The 21,116-nt window shown below is 39.9% G+C and carries 20 protein-coding genes and 1 pseudogene; 5 read left to right on the forward strand and 16 right to left on the reverse strand.

Annotated features, from left to right (window positions below):
* Position 1 precedes the first annotated feature (1 nt).
* The 7 genes from fliW to JOD45_RS06090 all read right to left on the reverse strand — a co-directional run bounded on the left by fliW (position 2) and on the right by JOD45_RS06090 (position 6,306).
* Positions 2 to 448 carry a flagellar assembly protein FliW gene (gene fliW / locus JOD45_RS06060; protein ID WP_205002976.1) on the reverse strand — a complete coding sequence of 149 codons (447 nt, stop codon included), beginning with the start codon at positions 446 to 448 and terminating at the stop codon, positions 2 to 4.
* A 154-nt stretch (positions 449 to 602) separates the two neighbouring features.
* On the reverse strand, positions 603 to 1,703 hold the full coding sequence (locus JOD45_RS06065) for a flagellin N-terminal helical domain-containing protein (protein ID WP_205002977.1): 1,101 nt from the start codon (positions 1,701 to 1,703) through the stop codon (positions 603 to 605).
* A gap of 493 nt (positions 1,704 to 2,196) precedes the next feature.
* Positions 2,197 to 3,132: a flagellar hook-associated protein FlgL gene (gene flgL / locus JOD45_RS06070; protein ID WP_205003008.1), complete on the reverse strand. Its 936-nt coding sequence runs from the start codon at positions 3,130 to 3,132 to the stop codon at positions 2,197 to 2,199.
* Between the two features lie 9 nt (positions 3,133 to 3,141).
* Positions 3,142 to 4,623: a flagellar hook-associated protein FlgK gene (gene flgK / locus JOD45_RS06075; protein WP_205002978.1), complete on the reverse strand. Its 1,482-nt coding sequence runs from the start codon at positions 4,621 to 4,623 to the stop codon at positions 3,142 to 3,144.
* Between the two features lie 192 nt (positions 4,624 to 4,815).
* Positions 4,816 to 5,307, reverse strand: coding sequence for a flagellar export chaperone FlgN (flgN, locus tag JOD45_RS06080; RefSeq protein WP_205002979.1), 492 nt, complete (start codon positions 5,305 to 5,307; stop codon positions 4,816 to 4,818).
* A gap of 212 nt (positions 5,308 to 5,519) precedes the next feature.
* Positions 5,520 to 5,783: a flagellar biosynthesis anti-sigma factor FlgM gene (gene flgM, locus JOD45_RS06085; protein WP_205002980.1), complete on the reverse strand. Its 264-nt coding sequence runs from the start codon at positions 5,781 to 5,783 to the stop codon at positions 5,520 to 5,522.
* Positions 5,784 to 5,910: 127 nt separating this feature from the next.
* Positions 5,911 to 6,306, reverse strand: a complete 396-nt coding sequence (locus JOD45_RS06090; RefSeq protein WP_205002981.1) for a hypothetical protein — start codon at positions 6,304 to 6,306, stop codon at positions 5,911 to 5,913.
* 197 nt (positions 6,307 to 6,503) lie between these two features.
* Between JOD45_RS06090 and JOD45_RS06095 the strand changes: the two genes are divergently transcribed.
* Entirely contained in the window at positions 6,504 to 7,268 is a 765-nt protein-coding gene (locus tag JOD45_RS06095) for a C39 family peptidase (protein WP_239549108.1), read from the forward strand.
* Positions 7,269 to 7,282: 14 nt separating this feature from the next.
* Here JOD45_RS06095 and JOD45_RS06100 read toward each other — a convergent pair whose 3' ends face one another.
* Together JOD45_RS06100 and JOD45_RS06105 are read right to left on the reverse strand one after the other, a co-directional pair.
* A complete protein-coding gene (locus JOD45_RS06100) occupies positions 7,283 to 8,005 on the reverse strand; it encodes a ComF family protein (RefSeq protein ID WP_205002982.1) in 723 nt (240 codons plus the stop codon).
* Positions 8,005 to 9,447 carry an ATP-dependent helicase ComFA gene (locus tag JOD45_RS06105; protein WP_205002983.1) on the reverse strand — a complete coding sequence of 481 codons (1,443 nt, stop codon included), beginning with the start codon at positions 9,445 to 9,447 and terminating at the stop codon, positions 8,005 to 8,007. Before JOD45_RS06105 ends, JOD45_RS06100 begins: the two co-directional genes overlap by 1 nt.
* 308 nt (positions 9,448 to 9,755) lie before the next feature.
* On the opposite strand from JOD45_RS06105, the pseudogene JOD45_RS06110 reads away from it, so the two are divergent.
* Positions 9,756 to 9,983 (forward strand): annotated as a pseudogene (locus tag JOD45_RS06110) (inorganic phosphate transporter); the annotation flags it as partial.
* A 104-nt stretch (positions 9,984 to 10,087) separates the two neighbouring features.
* Here the strand turns inward: JOD45_RS06110 and JOD45_RS06115 are convergent.
* Positions 10,088 to 10,792 carry a response regulator gene (locus JOD45_RS06115; RefSeq protein ID WP_205002985.1) on the reverse strand — a complete coding sequence of 235 codons (705 nt, stop codon included), beginning with the start codon at positions 10,790 to 10,792 and terminating at the stop codon, positions 10,088 to 10,090.
* Positions 10,789 to 11,961, reverse strand: a complete 1,173-nt coding sequence (locus JOD45_RS06120) for a sensor histidine kinase (RefSeq protein WP_205002986.1) — start codon at positions 11,959 to 11,961, stop codon at positions 10,789 to 10,791. The genes JOD45_RS06115 and JOD45_RS06120 overlap by 4 nt, the downstream gene beginning before the upstream one ends.
* A 216-nt stretch (positions 11,962 to 12,177) precedes the next feature.
* Between JOD45_RS06120 and JOD45_RS06125 the strand changes: the two genes are divergently transcribed.
* A complete protein-coding gene (locus JOD45_RS06125) occupies positions 12,178 to 12,816 on the forward strand; it encodes a YigZ family protein (RefSeq protein WP_205002987.1) in 639 nt (212 codons plus the stop codon).
* A 257-nt stretch (positions 12,817 to 13,073) separates the two neighbouring features.
* Complete coding sequence (locus JOD45_RS06130) at positions 13,074 to 14,114, forward strand: MraY family glycosyltransferase (protein WP_338056030.1); 1,041 nt, start codon at positions 13,074 to 13,076, stop codon at positions 14,112 to 14,114.
* Positions 14,115 to 14,177: 63 nt separating this feature from the next.
* Here the strand turns inward: JOD45_RS06130 and JOD45_RS06135 are convergent, their stop codons facing one another.
* The 5 genes from JOD45_RS06135 to JOD45_RS06155 form a co-directional block, all read right to left on the reverse strand.
* Positions 14,178 to 15,251: an LCP family protein gene (locus tag JOD45_RS06135; protein WP_205002989.1), complete on the reverse strand. Its 1,074-nt coding sequence runs from the start codon at positions 15,249 to 15,251 to the stop codon at positions 14,178 to 14,180.
* Between the two features lie 48 nt (positions 15,252 to 15,299).
* Entirely contained in the window at positions 15,300 to 16,697 is a 1,398-nt protein-coding gene (locus JOD45_RS06140; protein ID WP_205002990.1) for an O-antigen ligase family protein, read from the reverse strand.
* A 94-nt stretch (positions 16,698 to 16,791) separates the two neighbouring features.
* A complete protein-coding gene (locus JOD45_RS06145; protein WP_205002991.1) occupies positions 16,792 to 17,889 on the reverse strand; it encodes a glycosyltransferase in 1,098 nt (365 codons plus the stop codon).
* Positions 17,890 to 17,965: 76 nt separating this feature from the next.
* Positions 17,966 to 18,694, reverse strand: a complete 729-nt coding sequence (locus tag JOD45_RS06150) for a WecB/TagA/CpsF family glycosyltransferase (RefSeq protein WP_205002992.1) — start codon at positions 18,692 to 18,694, stop codon at positions 17,966 to 17,968.
* Positions 18,695 to 18,816: 122 nt separating this feature from the next.
* Positions 18,817 to 20,157, reverse strand: a complete 1,341-nt coding sequence (locus JOD45_RS06155) for a nucleotide sugar dehydrogenase (protein ID WP_205003010.1) — start codon at positions 20,155 to 20,157, stop codon at positions 18,817 to 18,819.
* Between the two features lie 190 nt (positions 20,158 to 20,347).
* On the opposite strand from JOD45_RS06155, the gene JOD45_RS06160 reads away from it, so the two are divergent.
* Positions 20,348 to 21,085, forward strand: coding sequence for a sugar phosphate nucleotidyltransferase (locus JOD45_RS06160; RefSeq protein WP_205002993.1), 738 nt, complete (start codon positions 20,348 to 20,350; stop codon positions 21,083 to 21,085).
* Positions 21,086 to 21,116: the final 31 nt, after the last annotated feature.

The raw sequence follows: 21,116 nt of genomic DNA on the forward strand, positions 1-21,116 counted from the left end.
ATTATCTCTCCTGACCTGCTGATTGATTTTGCAGAAGCGGCTGTCTGATTTTATAGTTATCATTATTTAAAACAACCTGCTTGCCAATTTGCTGCTTAGAATTAATAAGAACCGGCGCACATAGATTGATGGTTGATGTTTCAAACGGCTCTTTAACTGTGACAATCGAATAAACGTTAACATCCCTATTGCTTTGAAAATTGAGTTGTTCCGCAAGGCTGTTTGGTATCTCAAATTGATAATCCTTGAAAAAAATAAAAGGCGGAACGACGATAAAAGCAACGTTAGGCGTTTTTATCGATTGTAAAATGTGAAAAGGCGCGCCTTCCGCAAACGGCAGTACAACAAATTGCTTTTCTTCTAAAAAACCCGGTATACCGTTTGGGAACGCAATGATATCTTCTTGTTTTATCGTTTGTATGCCTAAATATTTTGTTTTAATTTCCATTGAGTTTATCCTCCCTTATCCTTCAGATATTTAAAATTGAAAAGCGGGGAACATTGATTCTTATTAAAAAAATATTAAAAGGCCATGGTTATCCATGACCTCATTTTTGTTAAAGACTATTCAGACTTTAAAATTATCATTTTTTGCAAACAACTTAACGAAGCAATTGAAGGACGCTTTGCGGAAGCTGATTAGCCTGACCCAGCATGGCTTGAGCCGACTGAGTGAGGATATTATTTTTCGTAAATTCCATCATTTCTCTGGCCATATCAGCGTCTCTTATACGAGATTCATATGCGGTGAAATTTTCGATAGATGTTCCAAGGGTATTTATAGTGTGTTCTAGGCGGTTTTGAACAGCACCGATTTTAGACCTTTGTGTTGAGACGGTTTTAATAGCATCGTTTATAACTGTAATAGCTCTATTGGCCGCATCTTGGCTAGATGAAATATCAATGCCACCACCTTTTGAATCTGTAACAGCTGTAACATTTGTTCCATCAGCAAATGGTTTAGAAACTGAAACAAGGGGCTTAGCGCCGCTTTTTGCTTGAAGTTTATGGGTATTGTTAGGTAAGCTAACAGCCAAAACATCATCCAAAGCATAATAGCCATCATTAATGAATACAGCTTTATTAACATTATTTTCCTTTAAAACATTTACATTATTAAATTTTCTATCGTAACCGAAAGCATCTTTCACACTTATATTTGCTGTAGCAGCCTGACCAATAACTCGTTTATTTGTACCCTTTAATAAAGTCGCTGCGTCCATTTTATCTAATTGAACGGAAAGATTTTGGTCCTGATTTGCCCCGACATGGAATATCATTTTAAAATTTCCGTCAAATAATTTCCGCGAGCTAAATTCAGTATTTTTAGATATGTCATTAATAGCATCAACCAGTTGATCTACTTCCAGTTGAATCTGTTTGCGGTCTTCCGTTGTATTTGTATCGTTGGCTGACTGAACAGCTAATTCACGCATTCTTTGAAGTATGCTGTGGGTTTCATTTAAAGCGCCATCACCTGTTTGAAGAAGCGCAATGCCGTCTTGGGCATTGCGTTGAGCCTGCTCAAGCCCCCTGATTTGTGCACGGGTTTTCTCGGAATTGGCAAGACCTGCTGCATCGTCAGCCGCTCTGTTAATACGCAAACCTGAAGATAGCCTTTCTAAAGCCTTTTGCGTATTGCTGTTGTTAATGGACAGCTGGCGGTAAGCGTTTAGCGCCGGAATGTTGTGATTAATAATCATTTTCATTTCCTCCTTGAAAATTAAGTAGTCCACATCCGTGTGGTGTAACAATAGTAAGACGCGCCCTGTCTATTGTTGTTTCACTATATATATCGGTTTAGGAGGAAAATTGTTTAATAGATTTTGCATTTCTTAATCATTTTAAGTATGCCAAAAGATCATTCGACAGTTTAGCGTTACGGTTTTACCTTATCGTGCTTTTACTATTGAAGAGGCCGGATCAAAAACCCCTAAAGGTGTAGGCACAGATCCATCATCTAAACCTTCCTCATAGCTCATTTTTCAACTCGACCGACTTATTCCTTCTAATACTTATACCTCACGAATCCTTAAATCTCTTCTTTCTCGCAGAAGACATCATTTTCTTACTGTCCTAATCCTAATCAGCAATAAGTCCCTTTAATTTTGGTCTGACATCATTTTTAAAATAAAGATAAGAGGGTGCCTCTCAAAAGCTAGGCTTTTAGGACACCCTCTCATACACAGACATCATTTATTTGATAAAATCAACCAGCGAAGGCTGGATGAGTTTCCCCGCGACTGAAAGGGCAGCCCGGTAAACACTTTCTTGTTGAGCCAAATGAATAATCACTTCTTCAAATTCCGCATCTTCATTTGCTGCCATAGCTTTTTCAGCGATTTCCTCTTGCTGTTCTAATCGGTTAACAAACAAGTCAACCCGGTTTGTTTTGGCGCCGACTTCCGATCTCGCTGCAATCACTTCGTCAAGATGCTGATCAATTTTGCTTAAAAAACCGCTGATATCTTCGCTTGAAGACGAATGGTCCAGCAGTTTCTTTTGAAGGGCATCCAAATCATCAAATAACCCCTGGGTAAATACTGTGGCCGGATCAACATTAATATCAATATAAGTACCGTCGCTGATTTCAACTGAAAAGCGGTTTGTTTGCGGATCGGCGCCTTTGAAGGTGACATCGACATGACTAATATATGTTGGCGGTTCGCCGGCGGCTTCACCATTTTCGTTGACGCTTAATGGTTTTTCCGACGTTCTTTGACCGTTAAAAATATATTTGCCGGCGACCCGCTGGTTGCCGATAGCCGCAAGCTGCTGTTTAAGCTGGTCAATTTCACCGTTAACCGCTTTACGCTGATCGATATTATACGTATCGTTGCTTGCTTCAACGGTCAGCTCTCTAACCCTTTGAAGAACGCTGGTGACTTGATCAAGGGCGCTATCTGAGGCATCCAGCCATCTTCGTGCTTCTGAAAGATTCCTTTTGAATTGTTCAACATGATGTACATCACGACGATATGATATTCCTATAACCGCTGCGACCGGATCCTGTGAAGGACGGGAGACTTTCTTTCCTGAAGCGAGCTGCTGTTGATATTTAGCAATGTTTTCATAGCCATTGCCAAGCTGCCTTAATATATTTTGTGACATGATTCCTTGCGTGACACGCATTACAATCACCTACACTCCCATTTTGTTGATAAGGGTATCCAGCATGTCATTGACAACATTAATCATTCTTGCTGATGCTGTATAAGCCTGTTGATACTGGATCAAGTTGATCATTTCTTCGTCAAGAGACACTCCGCTGACCGACTGGCGCCGCTGATCTGCATTTTGCATCAGAATATCTGTATGCTTGGCCATGCGCTGCGCCGTTTGAACATTCACGCCAAGATTGCCGATCATGCTTTGTATATAGCTTTTAAGCGTCCCTTTTGTTCCATCATCAAAAGTTAATGTCTGATCTGATAAAACTTTCACCAAGCTGTCAATAATTGAGTTATCGCCGATGGGTGCTTCAGGCTTCCGGGTGGCAATGTTATTTAAGGAATTCTCAATGTCGTCCGAAATCTTGATATTTTTCGCTGCACCGTCCTTTTGATCGATGCCGCTGAAAAAATCAACACCCTTCTTCGAACCTTCAAGACCTTCCCCCTGTTCATGAACCTTATTAAAAGCCTGGGCCAATGTATAAGCCATATCATCGAGCTGCCTTGTTAAATCGGGAAGATCCTTTTCATACCCCTCAATCAGCCCTTGAAGCTTTCCGGGAACACGCTTTCCACTAATATCAAGGCCTCCCAGGGAAAGACTAACGTTCGCTTGGCCCCCTTTGTCTGCAGCATTGACTGACAGCTCATTCAATTTATTGCGTTCACCGTCAATAAACGCACCAACTTCATGACCATCCTCATCCAGCAATACAACTGTATATTTCCCCTCCGCGAGTGCAGAAGAATTGCCGCCGCTTTCCGCTCTGTCAATTCTTATATTAATCAATCCTGACAGTTGGTCGACTAAACGATCACGCTCGTCGTATAAACCATTGGGTAATTGGCCGGTTTGTTCAACTTCGGCAATTTGTTTATTAAGCTCAATAATTCTCTGACCGAGAGCGTTCACTTGATGTACTGACATATTGATTTGCTGATTAAGATCGTCTTTGATTTTGTCTAACGAATAAGACAAGTGATTAAACGTTCCCGCTAACGCTCTCCCGCGTTCGCGGACAATTGACCGGACGCCTGTATTTTCCGGGTTAGACGCTAAGTCTTGAAGCGCTTGCCAAAAACCATCCACCGCTTTTGATAGGCTGTCATCAGAAAGTTCATTTAGGACATCTTCCACCCGGTCGAATGTTCCGCTCTTTGTTTCCCAATAATCATTCTGGTTAAATTTGTCCCTGTATTGGTTATCAGCAAATTGATCGCGAATCCTTTGAACAGATTTAATATCAACACCTGTACCGAACTGCCCGCGGATCATTGGCTGGTCAAACCCGGCGGGAGGAAAAGCCTTCGACGGCGAAAAGTTCACACGCTGCCTTGAATATCCCTCTGTATTGGCATTAGCGATATTATTCCCTGTTGTATGAATGGCGCCTTGCTGAGCCGCTAGCCCGCGACGGCCCGTCTCAAGGCTTCCAAACGTTGATACCATTTGTTTATCCTCCCATTCTTAAGTAAGCTTCCGTCTGGCCAGGCAGAGTAAGTTAAGATGCTGCTCTGAAAAGCGCCATGACGAAGCGGCAAGCCATACTTCTATTTGACTGCAAGCTGTGATGAAACGTAATTTTACTCAAGGTCTGAAATAAGCACATAAGCACTGCATTTTGCTTCTATAACTTTATAACTAAACCCGGGAATCAATCCGGGCTAATGCCGGCTCCTGTCGGCTGCCTTTTCCGGACGGCTGATAATTTTCTAATGTTAACTGAGGTTTGAGTAAATGGAGATTCAAATGAATCCATTGCAATGATTCCCGGATGAGCTGCTGGTTCAAATCATTTTTTCCTTTTAGTTGGTCTATTTGCTGAACTAATTCAAGCCGTAAACGCTTAAGCTGATCTTGAAATATAAAGGGGACACAGGCTAGTAGACTGGAAAAAGACAGGGAAGAATCAGCAGGCAAATGCGATTTTTCTACTATTCTGAGAATTTGGGCTTCCCGGGTCTTTTCCAATTGTTCAATCCGGCGAAGGACAGCTTCTTCAAGTTTGATTATTTGACTAAGCTGCTCAGCATTTCCGTTCTTAATGGCTTGCATTTTCATTTCTGACTGTTGATTAAGCGTCTGAAATTCATTTATCATTGCCTTCAGTGTTTTGATAAGTTCTTCAACCATCTTTTGGCCACCTTTTTACAGCATGATGCTCAACAGGCCAGAGAAGCATTACCGGCAATCTGCTTGCTGCTTGCCGCAATCGCTCCGGTCCCTTTTACAGCAAACAGTTTTTCTAGCCTTTTTCTCTATGCTTCTTGGCTCCCGGCATATTCAGAGAAACGCCCCAACTTTCGGCAGCAGCCTGCTTGTTCCTCCTTTGGGGCGCTTTCTTTTTATCGATTCCAAAAATCATAGAGTTTCTTAGCTATTTCTTCAGGTTTGATTTTATATGTGCCGTTGTCAATTTCAGCCTTTAATCTCGCTATTTTTTCTTTTCTCTGCGCTTCAAAATCAGATGTTTTTTGTAGCTGTTTGGCTTTAGAAGATATTTCTACTTGGTCTTGTTCAGGCGTTTTTTTGAAAAGTTCTTTATTCCTCTCCGATTGCTTTTGGTAAGATTGATATTTTTGAATGCCATGATAGGCGTCAATTTTCATCGATGACTCACCTCTTTTTGATAACTTGAGTCGTTCTTTCTAATATTTATATCGGCGAAATAATGGCTGCCTTTAATTATACCAAGAACAAGATCCGCAAAAAAACTTGGCTAGCAGCAAGCCAAGTCTATACATTCGCATAATCATCGTCTTTTGAAAGATTTTCTTTTGTTTCTTGCTGTTTTTCATAAACTTTCACTTCGTGTGACAGCCGTCTAAAACAATTGCCGCAAAGGGTTCCCGACTGAATCATTTGTCCGCACGAACGGCACGGATAATTTAAATTAACAAAATCAGCCGGTTTTAACTTTCCTTCCTTGACCCAATCATAAATCAGCGACTCCTCTACACCAGTTGCTTCATGCACTTCCATAACTGTCGCTTGGCGATTTCCTTCCTGACAAATAAAGTTATAGACAACGTCATACTTTCGGTCAATGTCTTTCCGGCACGTCGGACAAACAGACGCCGCGACTTTGACATATAATTTTCCGCAGTTTTTACAATTAAATAATTCAGCCACATATGACACTCCTAAACACGCAATCTCTTCTTTTTTGTTCATCTCTCCGCCGTTTAATAAACATTCGGCACAGCTGCTTAACGATCTCATGCCTTAGCTTTTATAGTTATCGCCAGGTAAGTTTTATTTACAATTTCCCTTATGGATTGACAGAAAGAACAACAACGATGAAAATAATATTGTGGAAGGGGATGAGCATGAAACTTTTTAAGAGATTTTGGATGGTATTTTTTCCGTTAACTATTATTATTATTTTTGCTTTGATCATTTTTGAAATTGATCCTCGCCATGCTCTGGAAAAATCTAAGAATCTTAAAAACACCGAAGCTACTAGCCAGCCAGTAGCCATGGTTCATTCGGTGCAATCGAATCTGGGGCAGCGTAAATATATTTTAAATGCACCGCTGATTCATCAACAGCCTCAATTAGACAGGGGTTGTGAAGTGACAAGCCTTGCCATGATGCTTAATTACGCGGGCGTTAAAGTCAATAAAATGACTCTAGCCAATAATATTGACAAGGTTCCATTTATGAAGGATGGTTATCGCGGAAATCCGCACGATGGTTTTGTAGGCAATATAAAAACATTCAGCAAATCCGGTCTTGGCGTCTACCACGAACCGCTTGCCAGATTAGCAGAAACATATATGCCAAATCGAATTATCGACTTGTCAGGCGAATCTTTTGACAAAGTCCTTGATCAAATTATAAAAGGTCACCCTGTTGTCGCTATTACCAATTATACATTCAAAAAACTTCCTGACGGCCAATTCCGTACATGGGACACAGTGGACGGCAAAGTAAAAGTGACATACTATCAACATGCTGTTCTGATTACCGGTTTTGACGACCAATATATTTACTTTAACAATCCGTTAGGGAAGAAAAATGAAAAAGCCGACCGGGATGACTTTATAGCTGCATGGAAACAAATGGGCAGTCAAGCGATAAGCTACAACTAATCATCGGATAGCAGTTACGCTCCTCTGGCAAGCGTTAAAGCATTAACTTCTTTTGGCTTAAAAATCCGCAATGCTTCAGCAGCCATCCGGATGGTTGCACCTGTCGTATAAATATCATCTATGAGAAGAACGCTTTGACCTTCAAGGCGTTCTTTAAATTTTTGATTGGCCTTAAATGGATTTTCCCGATGCGCCATTCTCTCTTTTCTCCCTTTCTTGCTTTGCTTATTTTCATGAATGGCCCGTATTAAGCCATGGCAGACAGGCTTTTCAATAAGTGCAGCTATATGTTCCGATTGATTGAAGCCTCTTTCTGCGAGCCTTTCAAAGCTTAAGGGTACAGGTACAACAACCGCATTCCTAAAGTGCTTTTTATAGAAGCGGCAGACATCTGTTTTAAAGCCGTGTACAAGCGCGACGTCTCCCTGGAATTTAAAGGCTTTTACGACTTCTTTTAAAAAATCGTTATAAACGTAAAGGGAGCGATTTTTACATAATAAGCCCCGCCATTCACTATTTTCCCAGAGCCGGCAATCACGGCAAACATCGTCTTTAATATATTTGGCATCTATGAGTTTTAAATGCCGTCCGCAAATCCTGCAGCACTCCCTTTCATCAATAGGCTGCAGCTGCTTATAACATATGGAACAAAATCCTGTATGAATATCGATTGAAAAGAATGACCGAAAGCCAATTTTCGGTTGAAAGGCTTGATGACACCATAGGCAATACCCCATTACAATTGCCCCTCCTTATTCATATTTAAGATATGCTTTACAGCTCTTGTCATCTCAAGCGTTACACCATAATGGAAAAAAATGACCGATCCCGTCGGATGGTTCATATCCCGGCCGACCCTCCCGGATATTTGCACTAAGGCTTGTTCATCAAAGATATCATCGTCCGCACCGAATACAGCAGCATCAGCATAGGGAATCGTTACACCGCGTTCAAGAATCGTCGTGGTTACTAATATTTGCAAGCGCCCCTCTCTGAAGTCCATCACCTTTTGATGACGGTCTGGATCATTCGCATGAACGCCGCCGACTGCGGCTGCTGATGCTTGTTTGATTATCGGTTCTATCATATAAAGCACTTCGACAGACGGAACAAAAACAAATACAGGATGCATCAATTCAACACGCTGATTTAACCATTTTAAAAAAACTGGACTTAATTTACCTTTTTTTATTTGTTTTCGCCAGTGGCCAACCCACTTGGATTCAGGCACCGGCAAAGGATAACCATGAAATCGGACTGGAATCTTTATACCGTTTAAAGATTTAGATAAATATTTTTCTCTTAATTCACGGGAAGGTGTCGCCGTCAGGCAGACGAGGGGAGAAGACGGTTTAAGGGCTTGTCTTGCCGCAAAAGCCAGCATCGGATCGTAATTAAAAGGAAAGGCGTCGACTTCGTCAATAATAATAAGGTCGAAGTGATTCTTATATCTCAGCAGCTGATGGGTTGTTGAGAGGACAAAGGGAGCGGGATGACGGCGTTCTCTGCTGCCGCCGTATAATACGCTGATTGGCACTTGAGGAAAAGCTTGACGGATGCGCGGGGCTAATTCGAGAACGACATCGGTTCTCGGCGAAGCAATGGCCACTATTTTGTTTTGCGATAACACTTCATTAATTGCCGGAAAAAGCAGCTCGGTTTTTCCTGATCCGCAAACAGCCCAGACCAAAAAGTTTTCTTGCCTCTTTACGGATTCAAGCAAGGCTGAGGCAGCTATGGTTTGCGCCTCTGATAATTCACCTTTCCATTCACAAAGGGATTGGCTGTCCGGCTTCCAAACATCCGGCGCCGGGCCTGTCCATTCTACAAGCGATGAACAAGATTTTACAATCCCAAGCTTCAGACACCGGCGGCAATAATAACACATTTGACCGCATTTTGCGCATCGGTAAGCGTAAAAAAGACGCAGTGAATGGTTGCTGCAGCGTTTACATGTCAGAGGGCGATGGTTGACAGCCCGATCAATTTTTACATATCCATGAGCCGCATGTTCATTAATTAAATCTTTCGGAAGCGGGATTTCATCTAATAAAAGGCGGCGGCCATACAAAATTTTTTGCAGATCTTGATTAAATAGAAAAGAGATTTTGGCAGGCGGTGCTGCAGGGGAAGTACAATTAGCGGGCAAAGCTTTTGATTTCCTTATAACTTTGTTCATGATTCGTTTTAAAAAAGACAGCAAGCGGTTTTAATCACCCCAGCTTTCACTTAAGCTTTGCATTTAATGCCATCATCAGGGCCGTTATCACAACCTTTCTGCGTTTTATTATAGTCTGGTGAACACCCTCGGGATATCGCTGCTTTTTATAAATTTTATATCGTCCGTCTTTACATAATCTTTATATACCCTTTACACGCTTCTCAACAAAAAGACGATAACAATCTGATATGATTGAGATAAACATAATGAAAGTTAATAAACAAACCAGTCCATGCATTTAATTAAAAATTATAAGGAGCTCATCTATGGATATCATCCTCGACCTTATCATATTTATCGTCATACTCGGCCTGGCTTTTGACTTTATTAACGGATTTCACGATACCGCCAACACATTTGCAACGTCTATCTCGACCAGAGCTCTGACGCCGCGCCGCCGTATTACTTGCCGGACAATGAATTTTATTGTTGCGCTGATGTTTACCGGCGCTGCGGAAACGATAAGCAAAGGGATTGTTGATCCGTTCTCATTAAATACCTGAATCATGCTGCCGGTTCTTCTTTATTTAATGATAAAGAAGGTTCGCTTTACCCCCTGAAAAAAAGCTTGTCATCTTCAAATGACAAGCTTTTTCCTTTATCCTACACGAACCCAGCCGTTTTTAATGGCTTCAACAACCGCCTGTGTACGGTCATCGACATTCATTTTCTGCAAAATATTGCTGACGTGGTTTTTGACTGTTTTTTCACTGATATAGAGCGCGTCGCCAATCGCACGGTTATTTTTGCCGTCTGTCATTAACTGCAGAACTTCACATTCACGGCGAGTGAGGATATGAAGAGGTTTGCGGTATTCAATATCTCTGAAACCAGATGGAATGCGTTTGTTTCCGCTTGTTGCCAAACGGCGGAATTCATTAACGAGATTATGCGTCACTTTTGGATGGATATAAGCGCCGCCGTCTGCGACGACTTTAACAGCTTCAATCAGCGAATCCGCATCCATCTCTTTCAGCAAATAGCCGGATGCGCCGGACTTAAGGGCGTGGGTGACATAAGTTTCATCATCATGGATAGATAAAATTAATACTTTCACTTCCGGGTTTTTGCGAATGAGGCGGCGGGTAGTCTCAACGCCGTTAATCCCCGGCATGTTAATATCCATTAAAACAACATCCGGTTCATTTTTTAAAATAATATCCTCTGCCTCGCTGCCGTCATCCGCTTCAGCCACAACCTCAAATTCATCTTCAAGTTCTAAAATGCGCCGAACCCCTTCCCGAAAAAGGCGGTGATCATCAATCAACACAATTTTGGTTGTTTTTTGGCGAATATTGGTCATGTTTCACCCTCCTTAAGAATTGGAATCTGAATAACAATAAATGTCCCATGATTAACGTTTGATTTAATGGACATTTTTCCTTCCAGTAACTCAACGCGTTCTTTCATACCGATAAGCCCAAATGTATTTTCTTTCTTTTTCTCATCAGGATTAAACCCTTTGCCGTCGTCTTCGACTAACAAATTGATATATTTATCCCGAAATTCAATATTAACAGTTATTGTTTTAGGGTTAGCATGCTTACAAGCATTTTGGACAGCCTCTTGCGCCAGTCTAAATAATGCCGCTTCCATTCGCGAAGGCAAGCGGCGCTCTTCCCCGACGCTGTTAAATTCAAATTCAATTTGCGGATATTGATCTTGAATGCGGTATAAGTATTTTTCAAGTGTTGGCACCAGGCCCAAATCATCAAGCGACATCGGCCTTAAATCATAAATAATGCGCCGGACTTCATATAGAGCATTACGAATCATTTCACGAAATCTCTTCCATTCTTCATTCGCGGCGTCTAGACCTTTCTCTCGCTGCACCCGTCCGATAAGTTCCGAGCCGAGGAGAACATGGGCGAGAAGCTGCGCAGGGCCATCATGAATTTCCCTTGATAAGCGTTTTCGTTCTTCCTCTTGCGCCTCAATAATTTTTAAGCCGAAGGCCTGCTTCTCCTGAGCATCTTCGATGAGTTCTCCCACCTTTTTGAGATCTCCGGTTAAATAATCAAATACGACTGACACTTGGCTGACAAGTTTTTCCGCTTTGCCAACAGTGCTCTTGAGACTATTAAGGCGCTTTTCAATATCATTGCGCCGCTCCTTAAGCTGTCGTTCATGTTCTTGTACAACCGATAACTCGACTTGAATATTATTTGCTCGTTCATATGTACGTCTGATGTCTTCTTCATCATAAAATTGAAAGTGTTTGCTGACTTCAGCCAATCGGCTGCGCGCTGCTCTAGCTTGTACTTCCAACCTATCGGACCGCTCGATAATATGTTTCGTTTTTAATTTAATTTCTGACAATTCTTTTTGCAAATTTTCATACTCTTGCCTAGACTGTTCACCAATTTCAAATATTTGGCCCTTGCTTTCGCCTACCGTGTCCACCATCTGGTTTAAAATATCATCTAAATATTTGGTGTCGATGGCAGCAGGAAAATTCTTATTAGATGACATTGCTACTCCCCCAATATTACTTTAACGAAATGGCGAAACAAGCACTAGAACCTTCTTACCTAATTTTAGATAGGTCTTCATCTCTATATTATCCTATCATATATGTTATTCGAATATAAATATGCCTTTTTGACAATGTCTTACGTCTGTATATATTGAAAAATTACCCCTGAAAAAATATGATAGTATATGAATATATTTCAGGAGGAAATCTTTATGGTTACTTCTTATTATACAGTAAAAAACGCTGCAGATAATGAAATTATTATACAAAATTCTCGATTTATAGCTCAAATAAAGCGAGTTGAAACAGAAGACGAAGCGCAAAATGAAATTAATCGCATCAATAAAATACATTGGAAAGCCAATCATAATTGCTACGCTTATGTGATTGGAGAAAATCAACATATTCAAAAGGCCAGTGATGACGGAGAACCCAGCGGCACAGCCGGCGTCCCTATTCTTGACGTGCTAAAGAAAAAGGGGCTCCGCGATACGCTTGTGGTTGTGACAAGGTATTTCGGAGGCACTAAGCTTGGTGCCGGAGGTTTAATACGGGCCTACTCAAAAGCAACAAGCGAGGGTCTTAAAGCATCAGGAATTGTTGAACGCATACCTATGAATATAATGAGAATAACTTTCGATTACACATTGCTTGGGCAAATTGAAAATGAATTGCGGCAATCTGCCTATATCATTAAAAACATGGATTACGGTGAAAACGTGTCGATTGATGTTTATGCAACGCAGGAAAAAACGGACGATTTTGTCGAATGGATAACGAATTTATCTAACGGAAAATCACAAATTGATCATATTGGCTGGGAATTTTTAGAACAAGATATTGATTTATAGAAACTTCCCTGTGTACTTTTTTCTAAAATAGTATTATGATTGAGATTGGAGTAATGTCATGAGGATATTGTCGATTATCCTTTAATTCTTTTTTATAAATATTACCGAACGTTTTCAAACATATCCTCAATGCTCATCAAACATGAGCATAATTTAATCTCATTCTTGAAATCATAATTACTGCTGGATTTATAAAAGAAGGTGACCATATGCATTTTTTTAATCATTACACCTTTGCTTTTTTTATTTCATTGATAGTGACCATCATGGCGACACCGATTGTCAAAAGAGTTGCTATTCGGTTTAATTTTGTCGATAATCCAAACGACCGCAAAATACACAAACAGGCTATGCCTTACCTTGGCGGTATAGCGATTGCTATTGGTTTTTTTGCGGGATATATTTTCTTAAAGCCAATAAGCCCCGTTTTGCCTGCATTTATTTTAGGAGCTATTCTTATTTTGATCACAGGGGCTATCGATGACAAATGGTCCATTTCGCCAAAATATAAACTGCTGGCTCAATTAATCGTAGCCATTATTGTAGTTTCGAGCGGTGTTTCCATTGATTTTATTACATTTCCAATCCTTGGGCATATCGATTTCGGCTGGTGGTCTTACCCGATCACGATCTTTTGGATTGTTGGTATGATGAACGCCATTAATTTAATTGATGGACTTGATGGTTTAGCATGCGGTGTATCGGCGATTGCGCTTTCATCTATGCTCGTAATGGCAATTATTAATGCCCAATTGCTTGCAATTTCTTTATCAGTCATTTTATTGGGAAGCATGCTCGGATTTTTGTTTTTCAATTCACATCCGGCATCCATTTTCATGGGAGATACAGGATCGCTTTTTATCGGATATACCTTATCAATTATCTCTATTATAGGTTTATTCAAAAGCATCACGATCTTTTCGTTGATTTTGCCAATCATCATCTTGGCTGTTCCAATTCTAGATACGTCGCTTGCGATTATTCGCAGGCTGTTAAGCGGACAAAAAATATCATCGCCGGATCGCTCCCATCTCCACCATAGACTTATTGATTTTGGGTTCAGCCACAGAACAACCGTTTATATCATTTATACCATCAGTTTTCTTTTCGGTTTGGCTGCTATTATCTTTACAAAGTCGATTATTTGGGGATCCTTGCTAATCCTTGGCTTATGTATTGTTATGCTGCAATTTACCATTGAAATTATCAATGTGTTGAAAACCGATCGAAAAAAGCCGTTGTTAAACTTTGTGAAAAAATTTGTTCTTGCTCATCAAACATCGTCAAGAGGAAAATAGAAAAGCCTTGTGATGCCGTTCAGTCATCACAAGGCTTTTTTCATTTGGATAATCCTTTATCGTTTAATATGAACGATTGTTGTCAGTATGGCTGCCAGAACCACTCGGATTCGGGTTCTCCGTTCCATATGTCGTTTGGCTTCCTCCCACACTGCTTCCTGTATTGCGCGGCTTCAGACCAAGGGAGTGATTGATTTCACCGCTGACTTTTTGGACATTCGCTTCATTCGGAATAAAATAGTAAACACCGTTAATATTTGCGTCCGTACCAATATCCAATCTATATGATTTAATTTTAGAGGAGTCAACCTTCGAATAAGCTTGTTCTAATCCATATATTTCACTTGGTTTTAAATTTGTTTCAACATTTTTTCCTAAAATATTAGTGATATCATCAATCTTAAATAATATATTTGCGCTCTTTGCTTTGCTGATTGCCGCCTTAATAACCTGGCGCTGTCTCTCATTTCGACCAAAGTCTCCCCTAGGGTCTCTGTGCCTCATTCTTACGTAAGCAAGGGCTTCTCTGCCGTTTAAATGCTGTTTGCCTTTATGGAAGTAAATTTTATGTTTGTGGCTTTCATCATATTCCCAGAAGCTAAACGGAACATTAACATCAACGCCGCCCAATTCATCAATAACTTCCTTAAAACCGTTAAAATTAATCTTTGCATAATAGTCGATTGGTATATTTAGATAATTTTCTACGGTGTCAATCACCGCTTTGTTGCCGCCATAACCGCTTGCTTCACCGTAAGGATAAGCGGCATTAATTTTGTCATACTTTCCTTTTCCGGCAATCATGACTCTTGAGTCGCGCGGTATACTTGTCATTGTCATTTTATGGGTATGCGGATTAAGTGTTACGACAATCAATGTATCCGTTCGTCCGCCTCTTCCTTTTGTAGCATAATTTTCAACACCCATAAGCAAAATAGAAATCGGGTCTTTACCTATTTGAACCGCTTCTTCGCGCATCTTTGATTTGTCCCTGTCCAGCGGATTATAAGAACCATAAGCCGCTCTGTATGCGTTAAGAGCGAGATAACCGCCGTATCCTACAGCAACAAATATTAATATCATAAAGACGAGCATAATTTTTCTTGCTGTCCGCTTTTTCTTTTGTTTCTGCCGCATTTCGCTTCTGCTGGAAACCATCTGCAACTTCCTTTACATTTTTAAAATTTATGAATGAATGTGATTTTCCTTTCTCATTGAAACAATATAGTTGAACAATAAACCTGAGACAATCCAAAAAATGACATTGACTTGAGGTATAAAATAAAGATTATTCGTCAAATTTTGCATAAAATAAGTAGCGCTGCCCGCAAAAATGGCAACTATAATTGGCCTTATGCGATGATTTGAGAGAAAATACTGCCTTGCGATAAAGTAATAATAAACAGCAAAAATCGACAAAAAAGTGATTAAACCCAAAATTCCTGTTTCGGCTAATATTTTTAAATAAGAGTTATGAACAGAATAAGCGCGATACCCCAGATTAAGATTCGGATATTTTTTTACATAATCCGGATACCTTACTAAATAATTTCCTTCGCCAACCCCAAGCATTGGATTTTCTTTAAACATCATCCATCCTGTTTTCCAAAGGATTGTTCTAGAGACAACCGCTACCTCAGTATTATGATCTTCTCTTATGCTTTCAATGCTTTGGTTTTCTTCAATATTATTATTTTCGTCTGCGGCTTTCTTTTCTTGATCGTCACCTATATAAGTTTGTATAACATTTGACATAGCGTGCAAGGCTGATTTAGTTCTTAATTGAACATCCGGCATATTAAACAGAACGGCAATGATCACGACCGCAGAAATGATGATCCGCCATTTAAACAAACCTTTATAAAAGGCTTTTCCAGAAAACACAAATATTAAAAACAGTCCGCCAATAAATGTCACCCATCCGGCGCGGGTATAGGTGAGTATTAAATTAATAAGCAGAATGCCGCAGACAGCCATTCCAAATATTTGCAAAAACTTTGATTTGACATAACAAACGACAAATAATAAAACGCATGGAAGGACAAAATTAATAAAACCTGCATAATAATTTGGATTAACAAATGTAGAAGCCACCCGGCCTTTTGCTTCATTTAGTGCATACATACCGCTTTGGTTAAGAGAAAAGCCAAACATATATTGAGCCAGCCCATAAAGCGCCACTAAAATAAGAGAAGCGCTAAACGTGTACAAGAACATCCGAAAATGGACATCCGTAAATTTCACCTTAACAACAATTAAAAATAAAAAAACATAAGAGAGATACCTCATGATTTCCATAGCCCCGGCTGCTATACTATAGGCTTTAAAAAGAGAAATAACTGAAACGATAAAATAAGCAGCAAAAGCAATCACAAATGGGGATATGCGAAATGCAGCAAATGAGATGGCTCCTCTTATATAATCTATAAAAAAACAAATGGCCAAAATTGGAATCGTGATAATTTCTATAGATAAAGGGAGTGGTCCTAAATAAGCCTTAAAGAATACAATCGGAACAAAAAATAAATTTAACAAAATCGCATAATAAGTCAATACGATTTTTGACGTATTTTGTCCAACCATGTTTATTCCTTTCCTTTTTTCGATTCTAAAATCGAAAAAACACTTTTTATCGTACCACAAAATAAAAACATTACAAGAGACTTGGTAAAATTTATCATAATATATGCTGATAATTGTCGTATATCATTTCGTACAATTGATGCAATGAAAAATGGCTTTTGGCATGCTGATAAAGCCGCTCTCCCATATCTCCAAGCTTTCCTGCCTGTTTTATTTTTTTAGCCGTTAAAATGGCTTCTTTCAGAGAAGCAGGGTCTCCCTTTGGCACAACAAAACCCATTGATTGGTCTGGAATCAGCGCGTTTACGCCGCCGACATTAGTCGCGATTACAGTCTTTTTCATTTTCGCCGATTCCAATAAAACAAGCGGAAAACTCTCACTATAAGAGGCTAACAGACTTATATCAGCCAAATCGATAAGCGCTTCAACATCACTCCTGAAACCTAAAAAGCGCACTTGTGATATCAATCCCATTTCTCTTGCCTTAGCTTCTAGGTCTTTTTTTGAAGGCCCATCGCCGATGAGAAGCACCTTAATATTTATATCGTTTAATTCTTTTAATGCTTTAAAGACAATTTCATGGCCTTTAATGGGGTGGCATCGAGCAGCCATAGCAATGATAAAGTCATCTTCTGTAAGACCAAATGCTTCTTTCTTGAGTTTTGAGAGATGCAGGCGATTGTCAAACTGAATGCCGTTATATACCGTTTTTATTTTTTCTTTCTCAAGCCCCTCTTCGATCAGCCTGTTTTTGAGATGATCAGAAACTGCAAAAATTAAATCAATGCTGTTGAATGTCTTTTTATTGATCATGCTGAAAATTTTTCCTCTAAGGCCTTTATGCATAAAATCTAAAGATGGGTCGCTGTGAACGGTCGCCACCCATGGGGCACGCAATTTACGCTTGATTAAGTATGTAAATAAATTGGCTCGGGCACCATGGGAATGAATAATATCATAATCCTTTTCATTAATATGATTCACCATCTTTTTTAATACAGATAAATCATAGCGGGAGGTTTGTTCCAATAATTGAACGTTTATATCTAAATGACAGGCCTCATCATATAACAGCCCTTTTTGGAAAACAATCAAGGCTGCGTCACCTTTTGGAAAACATTTAAGCAAAGAAAGCAAATGTTTCCGTGAACCGCCTGTTTCTCCGCCGCTGATCACATGAACAACCTTCATATCGCTGCCTCCTTTTAATAAAGAAGCCCCGTATAACTTGCTTTGCTTTATCTTTCAGCTAGTGCTCAGGCTTAATTTAAACCAAGTCTTCCTTTCGATTGAGCAATGCTTTTAATAAAAATGCCGGCAGAACAAGCTGCCTCCTAATCCGGGACGGTTCTTTCATTAAGCGGTAAAACCATTCTAAGCCTGTCTTTCTAAAAACTCTTGGCGCACGTTTGACATTGCCGCTTAACACATCAAAGCTGCCTCCCACCCCTTGGACAACCTTAGCATTCAGCTTGTCAAGATTTTCTTTAATCCAAAATTCCTGCCTTGGACTTCCCAAAGCGACAAATAATAAATCGGGGCGACAATGATTGATGTCAGAAACAATTTTATCTGTATCTTGTTCATAACCGTGCATAAATCCGGCTATTTCAAGATTCGTATATTTTTTGCTGATCTCTTCAGCGGCTTTTGCAACAACCGTGTCTCGCGCGCCGAAAAGGTAGATTCGATAACGTTCAGCATGAGCTAGTTCAAGCAGCTGTTCCATCAGATCAATACCAGTTACCCTTGATTGAATCGCTCCCCTTCTTAATTTGCTGGCAATGATCACGCCGATCCCATCCGGTATTTGATAAGTTGCTGAATTAAGCAGTTCTAATAAGGCTTCGTTTTTATTCGCCCTTACAATTTTTTCTGGATTGATCGCTATAATCGTTGACTTTAAGCCTGCTTGTATCCTTTGGTTGATGCTGTCGATAATCTCTTTATCATTTAACGGTGTCACATTGACCCTAAGAATCATTTCCCTATCCATTTGCCTTTGCCAACCTTTTATAAAGTCTATTTATACGTATTGTTGGCGAATGAATTGAGTAATATGCAAAAAAGCAAAGCTGCATCATGAACTGATTTTCAGCTTTGCCCTTGGCATCTCTTTTAGTTTTTCTTAACTTTCTTTATGTTAACCTTATATTTCATTTTTCTTGACTTTATCACATTTTCCGTCATTTCCTCAGCTTCTTTTAAATGGCCGATTTTATATACTTTGATGCCGTTATTTTTCAGGCTTATGCAATCTCTTGTATCGAAAATAACCGGGGTTTTCATATTTTTGATAAATAGTTGAGCATCAAACTGTTTAAATTCTTTATGATCAGTTAAGACAACAGCTAAATGAGCTTCAGACAGCGCTTTGTCTAATGAAACAAGGTCAATATTAATATTTTCCTGCTTAATATATGGATCATAAATATTAATGCGTATTCCATTGAGATTTTTCAATAAGCGGTATACTTGAATGGCCGGACTTTCCCTTATATCGTCGCTGTTCCCTTTATAGGCAAGGCCTAATAAGGCAACTTTGGGATTTTCTATATGAGAGATTAGAAGTTTAACATGGGAAGCGACAAACGAAGGCATTGATTGGTTAATATCCCTTGCCAGCTTAATTAACTTTGCTTCATTTTCGGCTTTTTCAACAATAAAGTAAGGATCAACAGCGATACAATGCCCCCCGACGCCTGGACCGGGCTGATGAATGTTAACCCTTGGATGCTTATTGGCGAGCCTTATCACTTCATGAGCATTGATGTTTAACTTTTTGCTGATTTTTACTAATTCATTCGCAAGGGCAATGTTCACATCTCTATATGTATTTTCCATTAATTTGGCCATTTCAGCTGCTGCTGCTTCTGTCTCCAAAACCTCTCCTTTGACAACTTTCCGATAAACTTTTGCAGATTCTGATGCTGCCTCTCGAGTATAGCCCCCGACAATCCGGGTATTATGTATTAATTCATGAAGAATATTCCCGGGTATCACCCGTTCTGGACAATAAGATAGATAAATATCGTTATTTTCAAGAACCCAGCCTGCTTTTTTTAACATCGGCACAACAACATCTTGTATCGTCCCCGGTGGAACCGTTGATTCAACAATGACAATATTTCCTTTTCTAAGATAAGGCAATATTGATTGAACCGCTTGAATAACCGCATCAATATTTGCCGTGTTATCGTCGTGGACAGGTGTTGGCACGGCAATGATATAAACATCCGACGGAGCCGGCTTAATATCAGCCTTTAATTTCCCGCTTTGAACAGCCTCTGTCACAACCTTCCTCAGACCTGTTTCTTCAATATGAATATTGCCCTTTGTCAAAGTTGATACAATTTTGTTGTTAATATCAACGCCAAGCACATGGTAGCCGGCTTTTGCAAAAATCGCCGCCGTCGGCAAACCAATATACCCCAGCCCAATCACGCACACTTTTTCGATCACCCAGTATCCCCCGCTCCCAGATGCTGACGATGGATTTTCTTTCATAAATATTTGAGCCAGCCTCTTATATCATCATAGTTCACAAGCGGGCCGATTATGACTTGACTTAACAAATCGGCACGATGTCATTGATTTTTATCAATAAACATATATATTTACCATTTCATCTCAGAAGCGGGGGTTGTATATGAAAGGGATTATTCTGGCAGGCGGTACAGGATCAAGACTTTACCCTTTGACAAAGATCACTAATAAACACTTGCTTCCAATCGGGAAATATCCAATGATTTATCATGCCATCAATAAGCTTAAAGAAGCTGACATTGATGATATTTTAATTGTTACCGGCAGAGAGCATATGGGCGATGTGGTTAATTTGCTGGGAAGTGGGCAAGATTTTAATGTAAAGTTCACTTATAAAGTGCAGGATCACGCCGGCGGTATTGCCGAAGCTTTGGGCCTTGCTGAAACATTTGCAGGACATGAGCGAATGGTCGTTATACTCGGAGATAATATTTTTCAAGACAACATTCGCGAATACGTGAATAAATTCAAAGCACAAGCATCAGGTGCGAAAATACTTGTAAAAAAGGTTAAAGATCCTCATCGCTTTGGCGTTGCTGAAATTGCCGGCAATTATATTGCATCTATTGAAGAAAAACCTAAATATCCTAAGTCTGACTATGCTGTTACCGGCATTTATATGTACGATTCACAAGTCTTTGACATTATTAAAAGCCTTAAGCCGTCAGCCCGCGGCGAATTGGAAATTACCGATGTTAATAACACTTATATTGAAAAGGGGCTGCTGACATTCGATATCCTTGAAGGCTGGTGGACTGATGCGGGAACACATCCGTCATTATATTATGCGAACACATTAACTAAAGGCATGGATTTAGAATACATTCAAAACGATCTATAGCTGATTCTTCTAAGCCGTCTATGAAAAATAT

Origin of the sequence: Scopulibacillus daqui (genome assembly GCF_016908855.1) — a bacterium.
In the GTDB taxonomy this organism is placed as follows: domain Bacteria; phylum Bacillota; class Bacilli; order Bacillales; family Sporolactobacillaceae; genus Scopulibacillus_A; species Scopulibacillus_A daqui.

What these genes read in the sequence shown, in the direction of transcription:
- JOD45_RS06115 (WP_205002985.1), bottom strand. Translation starts at nt 10,792, where the DNA reads ATGACCAATATTCGCCAAAAAACAACCAAAATTGTGTTGATTGATGAT.
- JOD45_RS06160 (WP_205002993.1), top strand. Translation starts at nt 20,348, where the DNA reads ATGAAAGGGATTATTCTGGCAGGCGGTACAGGATCAAGACTTTACCCT.
- flgN (WP_205002979.1), bottom strand. Translation starts at nt 5,307, where the DNA reads ATGGTTGAAGAACTTATCAAAACACTGAAGGCAATGATAAATGAATTT.
- JOD45_RS06145 (WP_205002991.1), bottom strand. Translation starts at nt 17,889, where the DNA reads ATGAAGGTTGTTCATGTGATCAGCGGCGGAGAAACAGGCGGTTCACGG.
- JOD45_RS06135 (WP_205002989.1), bottom strand. Translation starts at nt 15,251, where the DNA reads ATGCGGCAGAAACAAAAGAAAAAGCGGACAGCAAGAAAAATTATGCTC.
- JOD45_RS06100 (WP_205002982.1), bottom strand. Translation starts at nt 8,005, where the DNA reads ATGGGGTATTGCCTATGGTGTCATCAAGCCTTTCAACCGAAAATTGGC.
- JOD45_RS06140 (WP_205002990.1), bottom strand. Translation starts at nt 16,697, where the DNA reads ATGGTTGGACAAAATACGTCAAAAATCGTATTGACTTATTATGCGATT.
- JOD45_RS06065 (WP_205002977.1), bottom strand. Translation starts at nt 1,703, where the DNA reads ATGATTATTAATCACAACATTCCGGCGCTAAACGCTTACCGCCAGCTG.
- JOD45_RS06095 (WP_239549108.1), top strand. Translation starts at nt 6,504, where the DNA reads ATGAAACTTTTTAAGAGATTTTGGATGGTATTTTTTCCGTTAACTATT.
- JOD45_RS06150 (WP_205002992.1), bottom strand. Translation starts at nt 18,694, where the DNA reads ATGGATAGGGAAATGATTCTTAGGGTCAATGTGACACCGTTAAATGAT.
- fliW (WP_205002976.1), bottom strand. Translation starts at nt 448, where the DNA reads ATGGAAATTAAAACAAAATATTTAGGCATACAAACGATAAAACAAGAA.
- JOD45_RS06105 (WP_205002983.1), bottom strand. Translation starts at nt 9,447, where the DNA reads ATGAACAAAGTTATAAGGAAATCAAAAGCTTTGCCCGCTAATTGTACT.
- flgM (WP_205002980.1), bottom strand. Translation starts at nt 5,783, where the DNA reads ATGAAAATTGACGCCTATCATGGCATTCAAAAATATCAATCTTACCAA.
- flgK (WP_205002978.1), bottom strand. Translation starts at nt 4,623, where the DNA reads ATGGTATCAACGTTTGGAAGCCTTGAGACGGGCCGTCGCGGGCTAGCG.
- JOD45_RS06125 (WP_205002987.1), top strand. Translation starts at nt 12,178, where the DNA reads ATGGTTACTTCTTATTATACAGTAAAAAACGCTGCAGATAATGAAATT.
- flgL (WP_205003008.1), bottom strand. Translation starts at nt 3,132, where the DNA reads ATGCGTGTCACGCAAGGAATCATGTCACAAAATATATTAAGGCAGCTT.
- JOD45_RS06120 (WP_205002986.1), bottom strand. Translation starts at nt 11,961, where the DNA reads ATGTCATCTAATAAGAATTTTCCTGCTGCCATCGACACCAAATATTTA.